The following is a 19,651-nucleotide window of genomic DNA, read 5'->3' as shown; positions in this document are numbered from 1 at the left end:
TAGCGCTTTCCCATGAATCCTTCTGAACTTCGCTCGAGTCTTGCCCTAGCAGGCATATTTGGCCTTCGTATGTTGGGCCTTTTTTTGCTTTTGCCCGTCTTTAGTATTCATGCCAAAGACCTGCCTGGAGGTGATCAAGCCTTTCTAATAGGCCTAGCATTGGGAATTTTCAATATTGTTCAGGCTTGCTTCCATATTCCCTTAGGCAGACTTTCCGATCAAATCGGGCGTAAAAAGGTCGTTTTATGGGGGCTATCCTTATTTGTTGTGGGAGCTTTAATTTGTGCCACTAAGGATGACTTGCTTTGGATCTCCATTGGTAGAGGCGTTATGGGCGCTGGCGCTATTTCTGCAGCTGTTTCTGCTTGGGTTGCCGATCTGACTCGGGAGCAAGTGCGCAGTCAGGCAATGGCCTTAGTCGGCGTCAGCATTTCTCTATCGTTTGCTGTTTCGCTCGTGGTTGCTGCCCCGCTTTATCGCATGATTAGCTTAAGTGGAATGTTTTTGGTACTGGCAATCTTGGGTGCTGTAGCAATGGTGGTGGCCTACTTTGTATTGCCAAACAATCAGCCTGAAGTTAAAGCGCAACAAGATTCACTCAAAGTCGTATTTTTGCGTCCAGAGCTCATGCGCCTAAACATAGGAGTATTTGTATTAAATGCCACCCAAGTCGCTATCTTCTTAGTGGTTCCGCGCTTACTAGAGCAAGCAGGATTTCCACTGTCTTCGCACTGGCAAATTTATCTCCCAGTAGTTTTACTTTCCTTTGTATTTATGGTTCCGCTTTTAATTTATGGCGAGAAAAAACAACGTATACGACTTGTCTTATTAATCGCTATCATTCTTTTGGTTATTGCTGAAATCATTTTTACTCAAGCTTCATCTGTAACCCTCATTACGGTGGCATTACTGATTTATTTTGTAGGCTTTAATCTCCTCGAGGCTTTACAACCATCATTAGTCACGCGCTGGGCAAAAGAATCTAAGGGAACTGCTTTGGGGGTTTACAACACCACCCAATCCATCGGCCTCTTTTCTGGTGCATTGTTAGGGGGCTATTTAATGGATAGCCATGGTAATTTATCGGTCTTTGCAACGGGAGCGGCCATGCTAGTTGGCTGGCTTATAATTGCTTGGTCGATGGGTGAAGCGCCAACGAGAGCAATAGAATCAAAGGGCCTAGCCACAAAGACTTAGCCCTAGCTTCATTGATTTAATTAAAGAGAGCAGTTTATTTTCAGCAGTAATAACAGTTGTAATTTTCTTCGGGAGACAACATGGCTTCGGTAAATAAGGTCATCATCGTAGGTAACGTAGGACGCGATCCAGAAACGCGTTATATGCCAAGCGGCGACGCAGTTACGAATATTTCGGTAGCAACATCAGATCGCTACAAAGATAAGCAAACTGCTGAAATGAAAGAAACCACAGAATGGCACCGTGTTGCATTCTTTGGCAAGCTTGCAGAAATCGCTGGCCAGTATCTCAAAAAAGGATCACAGGTTTATGTTGAAGGTCGTTTACGTACACGTAAATGGACTGATGCTAGTGGTCAAGAAAAGTATTCCACTGAGATCGTTGCAGAAACAATGCAAATGCTTGGTGGCAAGCCGGTAGGCGGCGGTGCTGAAGGTGGCGAAAGCTATAGTCGTTCCAAGTCTTCTGAGCAATCCGCACCAGCAGCATCAAACGCTGCTTCACTCGGTGCAATGGATGACGACATTCCGTTTTAAGTAAGACTGCAATAGCAAAAACCCCTTCTAGGATTTCCTACAAGGGGTTTTTTATTACCTATGTTCTTCATACAAGAACTCAAATCATTATTGACGAGCGTGGCGCGTATTCTCTGGCCAGGGTGCATTGTGATCAGTTCGAAATGGGTTGATATCTAATCCGCCACGTCTGGTGTAACGCGCATATACAGATAGCTTATCGGGTTTGCATTCTCGTTTGATGTCACTAAAAATAGTTTCGACGCAGTGTTCATGAAATTCACCTAATTGCCTAAAGCCAATCAGGTAGCGGAGCAAACCTTCTTCAAGGATAGGGCGTCCCTGATAACGAATTTGCACACTTGCCCAATCAGGCTGACCCGTAACTGGGCAATTGGATTTGAGTAGGTGCGATACCAGGCATTGCTCAATGGGGCCAAAGTCTTCATTGATGCCAAGTAAAGAAGGATCCGCTGGAATATGGGGATCTATCTCAATATCTAAGCGATCCAATACAACGCCACCCATTTCTTGCATACCCTTCTTAGCAATTGCCTCATTCGCATGAAGGCGCGCCGTAATTTTGCTACCTGCAGCCCCTGATAAATCCTTGATCAATTGGTCACGTACTTCTTGTTCATCTGCAAAGCGTGCATTGTTGAGGCTATTGAGATAAAGCTTAAAAGATTTGGACTCAATCATGTTGGGTGAGTCTGCTGGAATCTGAAACTCGGCTAAGGCAATTTGGGGCTTTCCTTTTTGGTTTAGCCAACTTAATTCAAAGGCATTCCAAATATCTATTCCAACAAACGGTAAAGCTTGACCTTGTTTGATATTCAATTTTAAGCGGTTATCAGAACGCGGTATTTGAAATAGCAAGCTAGGATCATATTGATCCGGATATTGCGTAGCTTGCCCAAGCGGTAGTGTTGCCATGGAATAAATATTATTTTGTTTTGGGTTGATTCGAGACGCCTGACACAACATGACCGGTAGGTGCTACTGATGCAGCAGATTGGCAGTGTCCGGTTTGATCGTCAAAGAAAAAGTCAGGCTCGAATTCACGGAGGAATTCGCTCTTCGATAATCCACCTAAAAACATTGCTTCATCTACATCAACACCCCAAGCCATCAGGGTACGAATTGCACGTTCATGTGCTGGTGCAGACCGGGCAGTTACCAAGGCTGTTCGGATGCGCATACCATTCTCGCTAGTAGAGCGCTGTAGGCGATGAAGCGCTTCCAGTAAGGGTTTAAATGGGCCTGGCGGCAAAGGAATATCAACCTTTTTACTTTCGTGATCAACAAAAGCCTCAAGTCCTTTTTTCTGAAACACTTGTTCGGCTTCATCAGAGAACAATACCGCGTCTCCGTCAAAGGCGATCCGGATTTCATTCGGGTGTGATTCAGCAGTCTTGCTAGATTCCGGATACACGCGCGCAGCAGGAAAGCCTGCATCAATCGTAGCTCTGACATCATCTTCATTTGCCGACAAAAAGAGGTTGGCATGTAAAGAGCGGAGATAGTGATAAGGAGGACGACCACGGGTAAAGACACCACGCTCAAGATGCAGACCATGATGTTCTGCGGAGCGGAATACCCGCAAGCCACTAACAGGATCGTTACGCGAGAGAATGACTACCTCTACACGCTGGTCACCTTCCTCATTAAATGCGAGGAGCTTCTTGACAAGCGGAAAGGCGACACCGGTTTGCGCTGCTTCACCAAGACGCTCAAGCTGCAACTTCATATAAGCACTGTCATCGGTAGACTCAAAGATGCGATTCTCTTCCTCAAAATCAAAGAGTGCACGCGATGAAATCGCAACAACAAGTTTTCCGGTCAGTGTGTACGACATCTTACGAATGACATCTCATTTAAGAAATAAGCGGTAGGCGGGATTATCGGTTTCATTCCAGTGTGGATAACCGAGAGCAGATAAGAATTTCTGAAATTTTTGTTGCTCATTTTTGGGTACCTGAATACCTATCAAAATACGACCGTAGTCTGCACCATGGTTGCGGTAGTGGAAGAGACTGATATTCCAGTTAGGCGCCATGCTCGATAAGAATTTCATTAAAGCACCTGGGCGCTCAGGAAATTCAAAGCGATAGATCAATTCATCTTTAGCAAGTGCTGAATGCCCACCGACCATATGGCGTAAGTGGGACTTGGCTAATTCATCATGCGTCAGATCAATCGTCGCAAACTTCGCTTTACGGAAATGCTTTGCAATCGCCTCGCTATCGCCCGCTTTTTGAGTACTAATGCCAACAAAGATATGCGCTTCACTTTGATCGCCGATCCGATAGTTGAACTCAGTAACATTGCGCTTACCAAGTAACTCACAGAAGCGTTTGAAAGAGCCGCGCTCCTCAGGAATGGTTACAGCAAAAACTGCTTCGCGGAATTCGCCTACATCAGCACGTTCTGCTACAAAGCGCAGACGACTAAAGTTCATATTAGCGCCGCATGCAATAGCTACTAAAGTCTTTTTCTTGATACGCTTTTTTTCGACGTACTTCTTCACACCTGCAATAGCTAAGGCTCCGGCAGGCTCAAGTATGCTGCGGGTATCTGTAAAGACATCGTTAATCGCTGCACATATCTCGTCGGTATCTACAGTGATGATTTCATCAACCACTTTTTTACAGATCCGGAATGTTTCTTTGCCAACTAATTTCACAGCAGTGCCATCGGAGAACAAGCCCACATCTTTTAGTTCAATACGCTTGTTGGCTTTGAGTGAGCGATTCATGGCATCAGAGTCAGATGCTTGTACGCCGATGACTTTGGTTTTGGGGCTGACCGCTTTAACGTATTCGCCAATTCCAGAAATCAGTCCACCACCACCAATAGCCACAAACACAGCATCAATGGGTTCTTGGTATTGCTGAAAAATTTCTTGAGCAATGGTACCTTGACCGGCAATGACATCCGGATCATCAAAGGGGTGAACAAAGGTCAAACCCCTTTTCTTTTCTAAAAGCTCTGAGTGTTTAAAGGCATCACTATAAGAGTCGCCGTGCAGAATGACCTCAACCCATTGACCTCCGCGAGCTTTGACGGCATCGATCTTGAGACTCGGAGTAGTGACTGGCATCACGATCACAGCCTTACACTTCATTTTGGCGGCAGATAATGCAACACCTTGAGCATGATTGCCGGCTGAGGCAGATATCACTCCTCGTTTAAGGGCTTCCGGGCTTAAATGCGCCATTTTGTTGTAGGCGCCGCGTAATTTGAAGGAGAAAACTGGCTGGTTATCCTCCCTTTTCAGTAATACCTGGTTGCCTAAGCGCTTGCTGAGTTCCGGGGCTAGTTGGAGCTCAGTTTCTCTGGCCACGTCATAGACGCGAGCCGATAAAATTTTCTTTAAATAGTTCGTTGCCATCCGATGAGCGTACCACGGATGGCTCCTAAGCCCTTAGATTTGCAAGGGTTTATGTCTTTTGTCAACATCTTTACTGTATTCCTGCCACTATCAGCTTTGCTCTATTAAAATGCTTATTTATCAAATATGTCGCTATGAATGCACCATTAGCTTTGAACCAGTTGTTGGACGCTGAAGCGGGTTTGCCCCGTTTGCGTGAAATTCCCTACAACTACACCTCCTTTTCTGACCGGGAAATCGTCATTCGCTTATTGGGCGAGGAGTCATGGCGCGTTCTGAATGAGTTGCGTGGCGTTCGTCGTACAGGCCGTTCTGCACGCATGTTGTTTGAAATCTTGGGGGATATTTGGGTCGTTCAACGTAACCCCTTCTTGCAAGATGACTTATTAGATAGCGCAACTCGTCGCCAGCAATTAATAGATGCTCTCTGGCATCGTTTAGGTGAGGTAAAAAAACGCAATAGTGGTGAATCTGCTGAGCAAGTAGAAATTTTATTGAGCGCTGCTTATCGCGCAATTGAAAATTTTGAGAACGGCTTTAAAGAAGTTGAACAGATTCGTAAGCGTGCCCGTAAAGAATTGGGCCGCCATACTGCAGCGGACAATATTTGTTTTGATGGCGTATCACGCGCAGCACATGTGACCGATGCTACTGACTGGCGTGTAGAGTTTCCATTAGTTGTTTTGAAGCCCGATTACGAATCTGAAATTCCGGGTTTAGTAAAAGCTTGCATTGAATTAGGCCTTACGATCATTCCACGTGGAGGCGGTACAGGCTATACAGGTGGCGCCATTCCCCTGTATGCAATGTCAGCAGTGATCAATACTGAAAAGTTAGAAAATATTGGTGGCGTGAAGAGTACTCACCTACCGGGTGTCGATCATGAAGTCCCTACCATTTTCACAGGCGCAGGCGTAGTGACAAGACGTGTTGCAGATGCTGCCGAGCATGCTGGACTTGTATTTGCTGTCGATCCAACTTCTGCAGATGCTAGTTGCATAGGTGGCAATATTGCCATGAATGCTGGTGGTAAGAAAGCGGTTCTTTGGGGTACGGCTTTAGACAATTTGGCTAGTTGGCGCATGGTGGATCCCCAGGGAAATTGGTTAGACGTAGTTCGTCTTGATCACAATTTGGGAAAAATTCACGAAGTTGAAAAGGTTCGCTTTCAGTTAACTTGGTCCGATGGCTTGAGTGAGCCTGGTGAACGGATTCTGAAAACAGAATTATTAGAAGTAGAAGGTAAGCGTTTTCGTAAAGAAGGTTTAGGTAAGGACGTAACTGATAAGTTTTTATCGGGTTTGCCGGGCGTCCAAAAAGAAGGTTGTGATGGCTTAATTACAAGCGCAACCTGGATATTGCATCGCATGCCTAAATATATGCGTACTGTTTGCTTAGAATTCTTTGGTCAAGCGCGCGAAGCCATTCCAAGTATTGTTGAAATTAAGGCTTACCTTGATGGTTTGAGTAAACAGGGCGGCCCTATCCTGGCTGGCCTTGAGCATTTGGATGATCGCTACTTAAAAGCGGTAGGTTATTCCACCAAGTCAAAGCGCAATGGTTTGCCTAAGATGGTCTTGATTGGTGATATTGCAGGCGATGATGAAGAAGCTGTTGCATCTGCCACTAGTGAAGTCGTGCGTATGGCTAACCTGCGTGTTGGTGAAGGCTTTGTCGCTGTTAGTCCAGATGCCCGTAAGAAATTCTGGTTAGATCGTGCGCGGACAGCAGCAATTGCTCGCCATACCAACGCTTTTAAGATTAATGAAGACGTTGTTATCCCCTTGCCGCGTATGGGTGAGTACACCGATGGTATTGATCGCATCAATATTGAGTTGTCGCTCAAAAATAAATTACAAGTTCTAGACGGCCTAGAGTCCTTTTTGCAAAAAAGTGCCTTACCTCTAGGAAAGGGTGATGAAGATTATGAGGTTCCAACCGCAGAAATTTTGGGCGATCGTGTTCAGCAAGCTCTCGAACTAATTGCCACAGTGCGGGCGCGCTGGTCTGAGTGGATGGCCCAAATGGATACTTATTTCCCGCAGTTGCAGAAATATAGTTTGCGCGCTTCGTGGAAAGAAGATATTCGTGCCGAGTTGCGAATTATCTTTGGGGGCTTAGCTTTTGAGCCTATCCTCAATGAGCTCGAAGCCATTCATAAAAAGATTTTGCGTAAGCGTGTCTTCATAGCCCTTCACATGCACGCAGGTGATGGCAATGTTCACACGAACATTCCCGTCAACTCTGATGACTATGAGATGTTGCAGGATGCGCACCATTCAGTTGATCGCATCATGAAGCTTGCGCGTTCATTGGATGGTGTGATTTCAGGTGAGCATGGCATTGGGATTACCAAGTTGGAATATCTCACTGAAGATGAGTTAAAAGATTTCCGTAGTTATAAGAACCGCGTTGATCCTGAAGGTCGCTTTAACAAGGGCAAACTCATGCCGCATGCTGACCTGAGCTTGGCCTATACCCCTAGCTTCGGTTTGATGGGTCATGAATCCATCATCATGCAACAAAGTGATATTGGCGCGATTGCTGATAGCATAAAAGATTGCTTGCGTTGCGGTAAATGTAAGCCAGTCTGCGCCACACATGTGCCACGTGCGAATTTACTGTACAGTCCACGCGACAAAATTTTGGCTACTTCATTATTGATAGAAGCCTTCTTATATGAAGAGCAAACAAGGCGTGGCGTTTCTATTCGACATTGGGAAATGTTTGATGATGTGGCAGCACACTGCACCGTATGCCATAAGTGCCTATCGCCTTGCCCAGTGAAGATTGATTTTGGCGATGTGACTATGAATATGCGCAATTTATTGCGTAAGATGGGTCAACAACGTTTCAATCCTGGTACAGCTGCATCCATGTTTTTCTTGAATGCTACCAGCCCAGAAACGATTAATTTGACTCGTAAGGCCATGATTGGATGGGGTTATAAGTTACAGCGCTTAGGTAATGATGTGCTACGTAAATTTGCTAAAAAGCAAACTGCACATCCCCCAGCTACCGTTGGTAAGCCTAGTGTTAAAGAGCAAGTCATTTTCTTTGTAAATAAAAAAATGCCAGGTAATTTACCTAAGAAAACAGCGCGCGCTTTATTAGATATTGAAGATGCGAACTATGTGCCGATTATTCGTGATCCTAAAACGACCTCTGCCGATACTGAAGCTGTCTTCTATTTCCCCGGTTGTGGATCAGAGCGTCTCTTTTCTCAGGTAGGCTTAGCAACACAGGCAATGCTGTGGAATGTCGGTGTGCAAACAGTATTGCCGCCTGGATATTTATGCTGCGGCTACCCACAGCGAGGTAACGGGGATTTTGATAAAGCAGAAAAGATGATTACGGATAACCGTGTCTTATTCCATCGGGTTGCCAATACCCTGAATTACTTAGACATTAAGACTGTAGTCGTCTCATGCGGTACTTGTTATGACCAATTGGCTGGTTATCAGTTTGAGCAGATCTTCCCGGGTTGTCGGATCATTGATATTCATGAATATCTACTTGAGAAGGGTGTGAAGCTTACTGGAGTGAATGGCGTGAAATACATGTATCACGATCCTTGCCATTCACCAATGAAGTTGCAAGATCCGATGAAGACGGTGAATGAGCTCATTGAGATGGAAGACGGCACAGCCATTAAAAAGAATGATCGTTGCTGTGGAGAGTCTGGCACCTTGGCTGTTACTCGCCCCGATATCTCTACTCAAATACGTTTCCGTAAACAAATTGAAATGGAAAAAGCTGCTAGCGAGTTACGTAAGGGTGACTTTACTGGTGAGGTCAAAGTTCTCACCAGCTGCCCTTCTTGCTTACAGGGCCTGACCCGTTTTGATGCGGATAGCGATACAACAGCTGATTATATCGTCGTTGAAATGGCTCAAAAACTGCTTGGTGAGAACTGGATGAAGGACTATGTAGAAAAAGCCAATCAAGGCGGCATTGAAAGGGTATTGGTTTAAATGATTCCAAAAAATGTCGTCGTGCATCAACAGTCAAAAGTGTTAGAGCTGGCCTATGAAGATGGCAATACATATCGTCTGCCATTTGAGTTTTTGCGTGTGCTATCACCATCTGCCGAAGTGCAAGGTCATGGCCCTGGACAGGAAACTTTACAAACTGGTAAGCGAGAGGTCTTAATCGCTAATCTGGAACCAGTTGGTCACTACGCGCTTAAGCCTAGCTTTTCAGATGGACATGATTCTGGTTTATATTCTTGGGATTTTTTGCGTTACTTGTGTGAAAACCAAGAGCAGCTATGGAAAGAGCATTTAGATAAACTGCTTGCAGCAGGTCTGGACCGGGATGCACCGATGTCGAAAACTGGCCACTCGCATGATCATTCTTGTGGAAGTCACTAATGAGTAAAACCCACTTCGGCTATCAAAGTGTTGATGAAGCAGAAAAGGCTGGCAAGGTTGCCGAAGTCTTTCATTCTGTTGCCAGTAAATATGATGTGATGAATGATTTCATGTCATTTGGACTGCATCGACTTTGGAAAAAAATAACGATCGCTCGGGCCCAGGTTCGACCTGGTCAAAAAGTTTTGGATATCGCAGGTGGTACTGGTGACTTGGCGGCTGCTTTTGCGAAAGCTGCTCATTTTGGAAGCAATGCTGATGCGCAAGTTTGGTTAAGCGATATCAACGCCTCAATGTTGGGTGTTGGCCGTGATCGCTTGTTAGACCGTGGCTTAGCTTTGCCTTGTGTTCAGTTCGATGCTGAAAAGATCCCTTTTCCTCAAAATCATTTTGATGTGGTCACCGTTGCTTTTGGATTGCGTAATATGACCCACAAGGATGTGGCATTAAGTGAAATGCTGCGGGTTATCAAACCTGGAGGCCGTGTCCTGGTACTGGAGTTTTCTAAACCAGATGCGTTTTTGCAGCCCGTTTATGATACCTATTCGTTTAAGGTGCTTCCCTGGTTGGGGGAGAAAGTTGCCCAAGACTCAGAAAGCTACCGTTATTTGGCAGAATCGATTCGGATGCATCCTGATGCACAGGCCCTCAAAGAAATCATGCTGGGGGTCGGTTTTGACGAGGTAGAAACCCATAGAATGTCTGGGGGTATCGTTGCCTTACATATTGGTATTAAATACTGATAGTTGCATAGTTTTTAAACTTTTAAAAACTAGAGACTTATAGAAGTTATTAGGGGGGTTAAATAAAATGAATAAACATTTTTTTAAAGCAGTTGTATTAAGCATCAGCTTGATATTTGCATCTATTGCAACTGTGGAAGCTGCTCGTTTAGGGGGCGGAAAAAGTATTGGTAAAGCACCAAGTGCTCCCATGCAGAGGCAAGCTACACCTGCTCAAAAGCCAACCCAACAAGCAGCACCTGCTGCTGCACCTGCTGCAGCGCCAACACCAGCAGCTGCGCCTAGCCGCTTTGGTGGTATGGGTGGAATCTTGGGAGGTTTAGCTGCGGGGCTCGGTATTGGTTATTTACTCTCACATTTTGGTTTGGGTGAGGGAGCCTCTTCTTTGATTACCGGTTTACTAATTGCGATGTTGGCAGGTTTTGCGATTATGTTTGTGATTAGAAGGTTATTGCCAGCAATGTCAGGCGCTGGCAAAGGCCCTAATATGCCTAGTACCGCTACCCTACGTAGCGTGCAAGAACAGCCACGTCAGGAGCCCGCTTTTAATCCTGCTGCTAGCGCATTTAGCAGTGTGAGTGCAGAGCAAGAGAAATTTCAATCAACTCTTCCGCCTGGGTTTGATGAGCACACCTTTTTGGAAAATGCGAAGCAATACTTCGTTGGTCTTCAAAAGGCTTGGGATATAGGCGATCTTGCAGCATTAAGTGAATTCACTACACCTGAAATGTTTGCCACTATTCAACAGGATTTGGCTGGCCGCACAGATGGTTCTAACCAAACTGAGGTTGTGAGCATTCAGGCACAACTGCTAGGAATTGAGACGAGTGATGCACGCTACTATTGCAGCGTTCAGTTCACGGGCATGATTCGTGAGCAGATAGGAGCACCTGCTAGCAACTTCTCTGAAATTTGGAATCTCAGTAAGCCTGTAGAAGGCCCTGGGGGCTGGGTACTGGCGGGTATCTCGCAGTTGGTTTAAGCTTAAGGCACTTTCCATTGGAAAACCCGCACTAGTGCGGGTTTTTTACACTCATGAGCACACCTTTTTCTTCTACCCATACGATTGCAGCTGGCGCTATTTGCCGGGCGATTAACCATGTTCTCAGTGCTGAGCCTTGGGCAATGGGTGAGCTTTCTAAACATTCGGGCAAGTCAATCCTTTTAAAGCTTCCATTTGGTGACTTGTGTTGTGAGATTGCCCCAACTGGTTTACTGCTTGTTTTAAAAGCAGCGGAGAATCCTTCTCTGACTTTGGAAGTGTCATCACAAGCCTTGAGTGATTTGGCAGCCAGCTCTGGAAGTTTGCGAGAGCAGGCATTTAAAGCAGTCAAGATTACGGGTGATGCAGACTTAGCGCAACTGATCGGACGCCTTGCTGGGCAATTACGCTGGGAGTATGAGGAAGACTTAGCGCGTTTACTGGGCGATGCTCCTGCGCATTTCGCAGTGAAGCAGGGTAAGAAGTTTATTTCTGCCACACGCTCTGCTGCAAGTGATTTACTAGACAATGTGCTTGAGTATGTCAGTGAAGAAAAAAAAGTATTACTAAATCAACGGGATTTTAGAGTTCGCAAAAATGAATTAAATGATTTGCGGGACTCTGTAGATCGCATGGAAAAACGAATTCAATTCTTAGAGCAAAAGGCTAAATAAATCGTGCGTCGAATAGCTCGTCTTTGCTATATTTTCTTTACCGCTTGGCGCTTTGGCTTATTACCTCTTTTGCGTGATGCATTAAAGCCAGGCATCCGCCGCAGTTTATTAAGTGTGCTGTGCTCGATCTCCCCGGGTAAGCACCTTCCTAGAGGCGAGCGAATTCGCCTTACGCTTGAGGCACTCGGCCCTATCTTCGTCAAATTTGGCCAAGTACTTTCTACGCGTCGTGACTTGTTACCCGAAGATATTGCCAATGAGTTAGCTAAGTTACAAGATCAAGTGCCGCCATTCTCAAATGAGGAATCGCGTCGCCTCATTGAAGAGGCGCTGGGGCAATCTATCGAGGAAGTCTTTACGAGCTTTGATGCAACGCCCGTGGCCAGCGCATCCGTTGCCCAGGTTCATTTTGGTATTTTGCGTGCCACCGAACAACATCCTGAATGGGAAGGTCGTGCGGTAGCCATCAAGGTCTTACGCCCCGGTATTTTGCCGGTGATCGATGGTGACCTCGCTTTAATGTACGACTTAGCCAAAATTATCGAAAAGAGTTCTGAAGATGGACGTCGTTTAAAGCCGCGTGAGAACGTTGCTGAGTTCGATACTTATTTACATGATGAATTAGATCTCACGCGTGAGGCAGCTAATGCAAGTCAATTACGTCGCTATTTTGTAGATTCTGAAAAGCTGATGATTCCAGAAATGTACTGGGATCTATGTCACACCAATGTCATTGTGATGGAAAGAATGTATGGCATTTCGATTGGGCGCCTAGCAGAATTAAAAGCAGCTGGAGTAGATTTTAAAAAATTAGCGGCTGATGGCGTGGAGATATTTTTTACCCAAGTATTTGAGTACGGATTTTTTCATGCCGATATGCATCCTGGAAATATCATGATTAGTTTGGAGCCAGAAACATTTGGGCGCTTTATTTCTCTCGACTTTGGAATTGTTGGTGCATTAAGTGAGTCGGATAAAAACTATTTGGCCTTAAATTTCTTAGCTTTTTTTAATCGCGATTATCGTCGCGTAGCTGAGTTACATATTGAATCTGGATGGGTTCCTGCTGAGACTCGGGTGCAAGAGTTAGAGGGTGCTGTTCGTTCTGTTTGTGAACCTTATTTTGATCGACCATTAAAAGAGATATCTCTAGGCATCGTCTTGATGCGCCTGTTTCAGACCTCGCGTCGTTTCAAGGTTGAAATTCAGCCTCAACTCACGCTGTTACAAAAAACCTTATTGAACGTAGAAGGATTGGCGCGTCAGTTAGATCCTGACCTTGATCTGTGGAAGACCGCTAAACCTATTTTGGAAAAATGGGTTGATAAGCAGCTGGGCTGGCGTGGCTTAATAGATGGCTTGAAGTCAGAGGCTCCGATGTGGGCCAAGATATTACCCACTTTGCCCCGTTTACTTGCTGACAGCTTGGCTCAGGCTGGTCTGCAGCAAAAAAAGGGAGAAAGTGGTGAATTAGAGGTTCTAAAGGCACTTTTACAAGAAGAAAGGCGTACGCACCGCCTTTTAGTGGGTGCTTTGCTATTTGCTGGTGGCTTTTTGGCAGGAATTTTGATCATTACCCTCGGTGTTCACTAAGTCGACATCTAACCCGTTAAAATAGCGGGTTAGGCAGATCATGAAAAAATACTTTATCGCAGGCATCCTCGTTTGGGCACCACTGGCAATCACTATTTGGGTGATTTCGTGGGGCTTGGGTTTACTCGACGGTGTTTATGGATCCGTGATGCACGCCATTATTGTGGTTCTGCCCAATAACGCTGCTTCAGAAATGCAACACTTCCGTGATCTCCCAGGTGTTGGCATATTGATCGTTATTGCCATCATCATGTTGACAGGATTCTTGGCAATTAGTTTTGCTGGGCAGTGGTGGTTAAAAATATGGGATAAATTTGTTAATCGCATCCCGATTATTCGCTCAATTTATTCTAGTGTTCAGCAAGTTTCCTCTACATTATTTTCAGGAAGTGGTCAGGCATTTAGCAAGGCCCTCTTAATTCGATATCCTCATGCAGATTCATGGGCTATCGCCTTTCAAACAGGTGTTCCTGCACAGGAAGTTACTGCGAAGTTAGGCGAAGACTACGTGAATGTATTTTTACCAACTACCCCAAATCCAACTTCTGGTTTTTTCATGATCGTGCCACGCGCACAAACCATTGAGCTAGATATGAGCGTGGAAGAAGCTTTGAAACATATTGTTTCAATGGGATCTGTTCCGCCAAATAGCTCAAGTAGATTAACAGCTACAGGGCCAACCAAACATTTTTGATTTATAGGAAATATTATGTCGATGCGAAGTCATACCTGTGGCCAGGTTACTGATTCACTGATTGGTCAAGAAGTTACTCTCTCTGGATGGGTGAATCGCCGTCGTGACCACGGTGGCGTTATTTTTATTGACTTGCGTGATCATCAAGGTTTTGTGCAGGTGGTGTGTGATCCTGATCGCCCAGAAATGTTTGCGCTGGCTGAGCAGGTTCGCAATGAATTTTGTATTCAGATTAAAGGCTTGGTGCGGGCACGTCCTGCTGGCACGGAAAATACTGATTTAGTTAGTGGCAAGGTAGAAGTTCTTTGCCATAGCTTAGTCATTTTGAATGCCTCTATTACTCCTCCATTCCAATTGGATGATGACAATTTGTCCGAGACCACCCGCTTAACCCATCGTGTTTTAGATTTACGTCGTCCACAGATGCAAAAGAATTTACGTCTGCGTTATAACGTAGCAATGGAATGCCGTCGTTATTTAGATGATGCTGGCTTTATTGATATCGAAACACCGATGTTGACTAAGAGTACGCCTGAAGGTGCCCGCGACTATTTAGTGCCATCCCGAGTTCATGACGGTCAATTCTTTGCATTGCCACAATCCCCGCAACTCTTTAAGCAATTATTGATGGTAGCCGGGTTTGATCGCTATTACCAAATTACCAAATGCTTTCGTGATGAAGATCTGCGCGCTGATCGTCAGCCTGAATTTACTCAGATCGACTGTGAAACCGCCTTTTTAAATGAAATAGAAATTCGTGAGCTCTTTGAAAACATGATTCGTCATATTTTCAAAAAGACCATGAATGTAGAGTTGCCAAATCCATTTCCAACTATGCCTTATTCAGAAGGTATGGCGCGCTTTGGTTCTGATAAGCCAGATTTGCGCGTGAACTTTGAGTTCACAGAATTGACTGATTTGATGAAAGATGTGGATTTCAAGGTCTTCTCAGGCGCCGCTAATCAGGCCGGTGGTCGGGTAGTTGGCCTATGCGTTCCTGGCGGTGCTGCAATTAGCCGTAGCGAAATCGATGACTACACTCAGTTCGTTAGTATCTATGGCGCTAAGGGGTTAGCGTGGATTAAGGTGAACTCTGTTACGGAAGGGCGCAACGGTTTGCAATCACCGATTGTGAAGAACTTGCATGATGCGGCGATTGAAGGCATCTTGAAACGCACTGGCGCTAAAGATGGCGATATTATTTTCTTCGGTGCTGATAAAGAAAAAGTAGTGAACGATGCGATCGGTAATTTGCGCTTACGTATTGGTCATTCCGCTTGGGGCAAAGAGCATGGTCTCTTTACCGAAGGCTGGAAACCATTGTGGGTCGTTGACTTCCCAATGTTTGATTATGATGAAGGTGAGGCACGTTGGGTTGCTTGTCACCATCCATTCACTAGTCCTAAAGATGAGCATATGAAATATCTGGAGAATGATCCAGGTAAGTGCTTGGCTAAAGCCTATGACATGGTATTGAATGGTAGTGAGATTGGTGGCGGTTCTGTACGTATTCACCAAGAGGCCGTTCAGAGTCAGGTATTCCGCGCTTTGAAAATTGGTGCTGAAGAAGCGCAAGCCAAGTTTGGTTTCTTGTTAGATGCTCTCCAATATGGCGCGCCTCCACATGGCGGCATAGCATTTGGTTTAGATCGCATTGTGACTATGATGACTGGCGCAGAATCGATTCGTGATGTGATTGCCTTCCCTAAAACACAACGTGCACAATGTTTATTGACTCAGGCTCCTAGCCCAGTGGATGAGCGTCAGTTGCGGGAATTGCACATCCGTTTGCGCCAAGCTGCACCAGTTGCGTAATACAAGCTAAGTAATATCACCCTTGAAAATCCCTATTTCGGTTCTCGTAGTTATTTATAAATCGAATAGGGATGTTTTATTAATAGAGCGCGCAGATCGTGCCGGCTTCTGGCAGTCTGTAACGGGTAGCTTAGATGCACTCGACGAAGATTTTGCGCTTGCTGCAGCCCGAGAGGTTTTTGAAGAAACGGGTATCGCAGTAAACCAATTGCCGCAGGGTGCTTTGAGAAGTATGCACCATCACATTGAGTATGAAATCTATCCCGAGTGGCGTTTTCGTTATGTACCCGGAGTTACTAAAAATGTTGAGCACTGGTTTGCGCTAGAGGTTCCTGACAATACCTCTGTTCAATTAGCACCACGAGAGCATGTTGCCTACGAATGGTTGCCTTTCGCAGCGGCAGCAAAGAAATGTTTTTCACCAAGTAATGGCGAAGCAATTATGAAATTGTTTTCAGCTACTTGAAAAATCTGAAAAAAAGAATAAGGAATAAGATAGGGCGATGAGACATTCATCGGGAAGCCATCACGGTAGCGTAGATTCAAAAACACCAGGGCGAGGCGATTGGCGTGTCATTCGCGATCTTTTACCTTATCTGTTGGAGTATCGTTTTCGAGTCATTATTGCGCTGAGCTGTTTAATTGCTGCAAAAGTTGCCAACTTAGGCATTCCAATTGTGATGAAGGAGTTAATTGACTCCTTAGACATCAAGGCAAGCTCACCTCAAGCTCTTTTAATCGTTCCCTTGGGGATTATTTTCGCTTATGGCTTATTGCGAATTTCCGCATCTCTATTTACGGAGTTACGCGAAGCCTTATTTGCAAAAGTGACACAGAATGCAGTTCGTAAAGTAGCCCTGCAAGTTTTTGAGCATTTACATTCATTAGCGCTAAGCTTTCATTTGGCGCGTCAAACTGGTGGCGTGAGTCGAGATATAGAGCGCGGCACGCGAGGTATTCAATCGCTGATTTCTTATTCTCTGTATAGCATCTTGCCTACACTGATTGAGTTCTGCTTAGTGCTTGGTTACTTTGCTTACTCCTATGACATCTGGTTTGCAGCTATTACTTTATCCGCCTTAGTGCTTTACATCAGTTTTACGATTGTGGTGACAGAGTGGCGAACGCATTACCGCCGTACTATGAATGATATGGATTCCAAAGCCAATCAAAAGGCGATTGATTCTTTACTGAATTTTGAGACGGTTAAGTATTTTGGTAATGAAGCCTTTGAGGCTAGTCGCTATGACGAAAACCTATTGCGCTATCAGACGGCAGCCGTTAAGTCACAAAAGACATTGGCGGTTCTTAATTTGGGTCAACAAATTATTATCGCAACTGGATTGATGTTGATTCTATGGCGAGCCACTGTTGGGGTTGTGAATGGCAGCATGACCTTGGGTGATTTGGTCTTAGTGAATACCTTGATGATTCAGCTCTATATTCCACTGAACTTCCTTGGTGTTATTTATCGTGAAATAAAACAGGCCTTAACCGATATGGATCGGATGTTCTCATTACTGAATACTGAGAAAGATATTGCTGATTCACCAGATGCCAAAGTTTTGGAAATTCATAATCGTGCGCTTGGTCCGGATGTACGATTTGAGCATGTGTCTTTTCATTACGAAAGCAAGCGTGAGATTCTGCGCGATGTCAGCTTTAATATCCCCGCCGGCACAATCACTGCGGTAGTGGGTCAAAGCGGCGCAGGTAAGAGCACTCTTGCTAGATTGCTGTTCCGTTTTTACGACGTACAGACTGGAACAATATTCATTGATGGTCAAAATATTGAAGATGTGACCCAAGCTAGTTTACGCAAGGCCATTGGTATCGTTCCGCAAGATACTGTTTTGTTTAATGACACTATTGGCTACAACATTGCTTATGGCAATCCTTCGGCCTCTATCGAAGAGGTTCATGAAGCTGCTAGAGCCGCTCAGATTGATAGTTTTATAAAACGCCTGCCAGATGGGTATGACACTCAGGTTGGCGAGCGAGGCCTGAAACTTTCTGGTGGTGAGAAACAACGAGTTGCAATTGCGAGAACTTTATTAAAAAAACCCGCTATGCTTATCTTTGATGAGGCTACTTCAGCTTTGGATTCCAAAACAGAGCGCGCCTTCCAGGAAGAATTACTAAGCTTAGCCAAAAATCGTACTACCCTGATCATCGCCCATCGACTCTCAACCATTATTCATGCTGATCAAATATTGGTAATGGAACATGGGCAAATTGTTGAGCGTGGAACCCATTCAGAACTCCTGATAGCCAATGGGAAATATGCAGAAATGTGGCAAATGCAAGAGCGAGCAGCGATTGATTAGAATAAGTAAATGACGATGCCCTCGACTACCGAAGTGATCTTGAAAAATGCCTTTGCAGCAGCAGTGGCAGTCGCAGATCCCCAGGTCATTGTTCCCCAGCATTTAGCAAAGATTTTTATGGCTGGACAAGAACCAAAGGGTAGATGCTTAGTGGTAGGTGCAGGTAAAGCCAGCGCCTCTATGGCTAGCGCCTTAGAAGCTTATGCAAAAATCCATTGGCCTGATGTTGTGCTTGAGGGTGTAGTGCTCACTCGCTACGGACATAGCTCACCTACCTCCCACATTCGCATTATTGAAGCAGGTCATCCAGTGCCCGATCAGGCTGGAATGGATGGCGCAAAAGAGATCTTGGCTTTAGCTAAAACTTTAAAAGCAGGTGATGTATTGATTGCGCTGGTTTCTGGAGGAGGTTCTAGCTTACTGACTCTACCGCAAGAAGGTATCAGCATTGATGATATGCGTATCAGCACTGAAGCACTTTTACGAAGTGGTGCGCCGATCGAAGAAATGAATGTCGTGCGTAAACATCTGTCTGCTATCTTGGGTGGAAACTTAGCGAGAGTAGCAATTGCGCAAGGCGCTCGTGTTGAAGCGCTATTAATTTCTGATGTTACAGGCGATCAGCCCGCAGACATTGCTAGTGGACCATGTGCTGCCGACTATTCTACTTATCAAGATGCACTCGATATATTGCGCAAATATAAGCTTGGTAAAGAGCTCATTCCAGCAACCGTACTCAATCATCTTGAACACGGCGCCATTGGTAAAAAGTTAGAGACTCTAAAAGAGGCAGACTTAGTAAATACTCAAGTTACCAATCATGTCATTGCAACGGCATATAAAAGCTTAGAAGCTGCCGCCGACTATATTCGTACACAAGGTTATGAGCCCAAGATATTGGGTGATACGATTACTGGTGAGGCACAAGAAGTGGGGATGAGCCAAGCTCAGCTTGCACGCGAGTATTTAACAAAAGAAAAAACAGCTAAACCCCTAGCGTTGATCTCGGGTGGTGAGTGTACGGTTACCATTCCAGCCGGTCTCAAAGGCCGAGGTGGTCGTTGTAGTGAGTATTTGCTTTCCCTGTTTGCTGCCACTCCAGACTTGCCATCAATAGCGGGCTTGGCGGCAGATACCGATGGTATTGATGGTAGTGAAAAAAATGCCGGGGCTTGGTTTACGAAGGATATTCGCGAAGCAAGTCAGGCGCAGGGAATTTCACCTGAGCCATTCTTAAAGGCCCATGATTGCTATGGCTTCTTTGCAGAATTAGGGGCTTTAGTGGAAACTGGCCCTACACTTACTAATGTGAATGATTTCCGGATTATCTTGCTCAATAAATAA

Annotated in this window: 16 protein-coding genes; 13 read left to right on the top strand and 3 right to left on the bottom strand. The window is 45.1% G+C overall.

The window, feature by feature from the left end; all coding sequences use genetic code 11:
* Positions 1–12: 12 nt before the first annotated feature.
* Positions 13–1,197 (top strand): MFS transporter, encoded by a 1,185-nt coding sequence (locus tag ICN38_RS00325; RefSeq protein WP_216253665.1) that lies wholly within the window; start codon positions 13–15, stop codon positions 1,195–1,197.
* Between the two features lie 80 nt (positions 1,198–1,277).
* Positions 1,278–1,733, top strand: a complete 456-nt coding sequence (ssb, locus tag ICN38_RS00320; protein WP_216253662.1) for a single-stranded DNA-binding protein — start codon at positions 1,278–1,280, stop codon at positions 1,731–1,733.
* A gap of 87 nt (positions 1,734–1,820) precedes the next feature.
* On the opposite strand, the gene queF is transcribed toward ssb, so the two are convergent.
* From queF to ilvA, 3 genes are read right to left on the bottom strand one after another with little or no spacing between them, the layout of a single operon-like run.
* Positions 1,821–2,648 (bottom strand): NADPH-dependent 7-cyano-7-deazaguanine reductase QueF, encoded by an 828-nt coding sequence (queF, locus tag ICN38_RS00315; protein ID WP_216253659.1) that lies wholly within the window; start codon positions 2,646–2,648, stop codon positions 1,821–1,823.
* A 10-nt stretch (positions 2,649–2,658) separates the two neighbouring features.
* The gene (locus tag ICN38_RS00310; protein WP_216253656.1) at positions 2,659–3,570 is read right to left on the bottom strand and encodes a 5'-nucleotidase; all 912 of its coding nucleotides are present in this window, start codon (positions 3,568–3,570) and stop codon (positions 2,659–2,661) included.
* Between the two features lie 15 nt (positions 3,571–3,585).
* Entirely contained in the window at positions 3,586–5,106 is a 1,521-nt protein-coding gene (gene ilvA, locus ICN38_RS00305) for a threonine ammonia-lyase, biosynthetic (protein ID WP_216253653.1), read from the bottom strand.
* 134 nt (positions 5,107–5,240) lie between these two features.
* Between ilvA and ICN38_RS00300 the strand changes: the two genes are divergently transcribed.
* The 11 genes from ICN38_RS00300 (at position 5,241) to ICN38_RS00250 (ending at position 19,651) form a co-directional block, all read left to right on the top strand.
* A complete protein-coding gene (locus ICN38_RS00300) occupies positions 5,241–9,080 on the top strand; it encodes an FAD/FMN-binding oxidoreductase (protein WP_216253650.1) in 3,840 nt (1,279 codons plus the stop codon).
* Complete coding sequence (locus tag ICN38_RS00295) at positions 9,081–9,479, top strand: gamma-butyrobetaine hydroxylase-like domain-containing protein (RefSeq protein WP_216253646.1); 399 nt, start codon at positions 9,081–9,083, stop codon at positions 9,477–9,479.
* On the top strand, positions 9,479–10,222 hold the full coding sequence (ubiE, locus tag ICN38_RS00290; RefSeq protein WP_216253643.1) for a bifunctional demethylmenaquinone methyltransferase/2-methoxy-6-polyprenyl-1,4-benzoquinol methylase UbiE: 744 nt from the start codon (positions 9,479–9,481) through the stop codon (positions 10,220–10,222). Before ICN38_RS00295 ends, ubiE begins: the two co-directional genes overlap by 1 nt.
* A 67-nt stretch (positions 10,223–10,289) precedes the next feature.
* On the top strand, positions 10,290–11,204 hold the full coding sequence (locus ICN38_RS00285) for a Tim44 domain-containing protein (protein WP_216253640.1): 915 nt from the start codon (positions 10,290–10,292) through the stop codon (positions 11,202–11,204).
* Between the two features lie 53 nt (positions 11,205–11,257).
* Positions 11,258–11,878, top strand: coding sequence for an SCP2 domain-containing protein (locus ICN38_RS00280; RefSeq protein WP_216253637.1), 621 nt, complete (start codon positions 11,258–11,260; stop codon positions 11,876–11,878).
* Between the two features lie 3 nt (positions 11,879–11,881).
* Positions 11,882–13,471 (top strand): ubiquinone biosynthesis regulatory protein kinase UbiB, encoded by a 1,590-nt coding sequence (gene ubiB, locus ICN38_RS00275; RefSeq protein ID WP_216253634.1) that lies wholly within the window; start codon positions 11,882–11,884, stop codon positions 13,469–13,471.
* Positions 13,472–13,511: 40 nt separating this feature from the next.
* Positions 13,512–14,165 carry a DUF502 domain-containing protein gene (locus tag ICN38_RS00270; protein WP_216253631.1) on the top strand — a complete coding sequence of 218 codons (654 nt, stop codon included), beginning with the start codon at positions 13,512–13,514 and terminating at the stop codon, positions 14,163–14,165.
* A gap of 15 nt (positions 14,166–14,180) precedes the next feature.
* Positions 14,181–15,980, top strand: coding sequence for an aspartate--tRNA ligase (aspS, locus tag ICN38_RS00265; RefSeq protein WP_216253628.1), 1,800 nt, complete (start codon positions 14,181–14,183; stop codon positions 15,978–15,980).
* Positions 15,981–16,002: 22 nt separating this feature from the next.
* Positions 16,003–16,446 carry a dihydroneopterin triphosphate diphosphatase gene (nudB, locus tag ICN38_RS00260; protein WP_216253625.1) on the top strand — a complete coding sequence of 148 codons (444 nt, stop codon included), beginning with the start codon at positions 16,003–16,005 and terminating at the stop codon, positions 16,444–16,446.
* Positions 16,447–16,483: 37 nt separating this feature from the next.
* The gene (locus tag ICN38_RS00255) at positions 16,484–18,307 is read left to right on the top strand and encodes an ABC transporter ATP-binding protein/permease (protein WP_216253623.1); all 1,824 of its coding nucleotides are present in this window, start codon (positions 16,484–16,486) and stop codon (positions 18,305–18,307) included.
* A gap of 15 nt (positions 18,308–18,322) precedes the next feature.
* Positions 18,323–19,651, top strand: a complete 1,329-nt coding sequence (locus ICN38_RS00250) for a glycerate kinase (RefSeq protein ID WP_255562653.1) — start codon at positions 18,323–18,325, stop codon at positions 19,649–19,651.

Origin of the sequence: Polynucleobacter sp. AP-Melu-500A-A1, from assembly GCF_018882125.1 — a bacterium.
Taxonomy (GTDB): Bacteria; Pseudomonadota; Gammaproteobacteria; order Burkholderiales; family Burkholderiaceae; genus Polynucleobacter.
Note: the sequence above shows the minus strand (reverse complement) of the source record. Positions and strands in the feature narration are given on the sequence as shown.

What these genes read in the sequence shown, in the direction of transcription:
- ICN38_RS00325 (WP_216253665.1), top strand. Translation starts at nt 13, where the DNA reads ATGAATCCTTCTGAACTTCGCTCGAGTCTTGCCCTAGCAGGCATATTT.
- ssb (WP_216253662.1), top strand. Translation starts at nt 1,278, where the DNA reads ATGGCTTCGGTAAATAAGGTCATCATCGTAGGTAACGTAGGACGCGAT.
- queF (WP_216253659.1), bottom strand. Translation starts at nt 2,648, where the DNA reads ATGGCAACACTACCGCTTGGGCAAGCTACGCAATATCCGGATCAATAT.
- ICN38_RS00310 (WP_216253656.1), bottom strand. Translation starts at nt 3,570, where the DNA reads ATGTCGTACACACTGACCGGAAAACTTGTTGTTGCGATTTCATCGCGT.
- ilvA (WP_216253653.1), bottom strand. Translation starts at nt 5,106, where the DNA reads ATGGCAACGAACTATTTAAAGAAAATTTTATCGGCTCGCGTCTATGAC.
- ICN38_RS00300 (WP_216253650.1), top strand. Translation starts at nt 5,241, where the DNA reads ATGAATGCACCATTAGCTTTGAACCAGTTGTTGGACGCTGAAGCGGGT.
- ICN38_RS00295 (WP_216253646.1), top strand. Translation starts at nt 9,081, where the DNA reads ATGATTCCAAAAAATGTCGTCGTGCATCAACAGTCAAAAGTGTTAGAG.
- ubiE (WP_216253643.1), top strand. Translation starts at nt 9,479, where the DNA reads ATGAGTAAAACCCACTTCGGCTATCAAAGTGTTGATGAAGCAGAAAAG.
- ICN38_RS00285 (WP_216253640.1), top strand. Translation starts at nt 10,290, where the DNA reads ATGAATAAACATTTTTTTAAAGCAGTTGTATTAAGCATCAGCTTGATA.
- ICN38_RS00280 (WP_216253637.1), top strand. Translation starts at nt 11,258, where the DNA reads ATGAGCACACCTTTTTCTTCTACCCATACGATTGCAGCTGGCGCTATT.
- ICN38_RS00270 (WP_216253631.1), top strand. Translation starts at nt 13,512, where the DNA reads ATGAAAAAATACTTTATCGCAGGCATCCTCGTTTGGGCACCACTGGCA.
- aspS (WP_216253628.1), top strand. Translation starts at nt 14,181, where the DNA reads ATGTCGATGCGAAGTCATACCTGTGGCCAGGTTACTGATTCACTGATT.
- ICN38_RS00255 (WP_216253623.1), top strand. Translation starts at nt 16,484, where the DNA reads ATGAGACATTCATCGGGAAGCCATCACGGTAGCGTAGATTCAAAAACA.
- ICN38_RS00250 (WP_255562653.1), top strand. Translation starts at nt 18,323, where the DNA reads ATGCCCTCGACTACCGAAGTGATCTTGAAAAATGCCTTTGCAGCAGCA.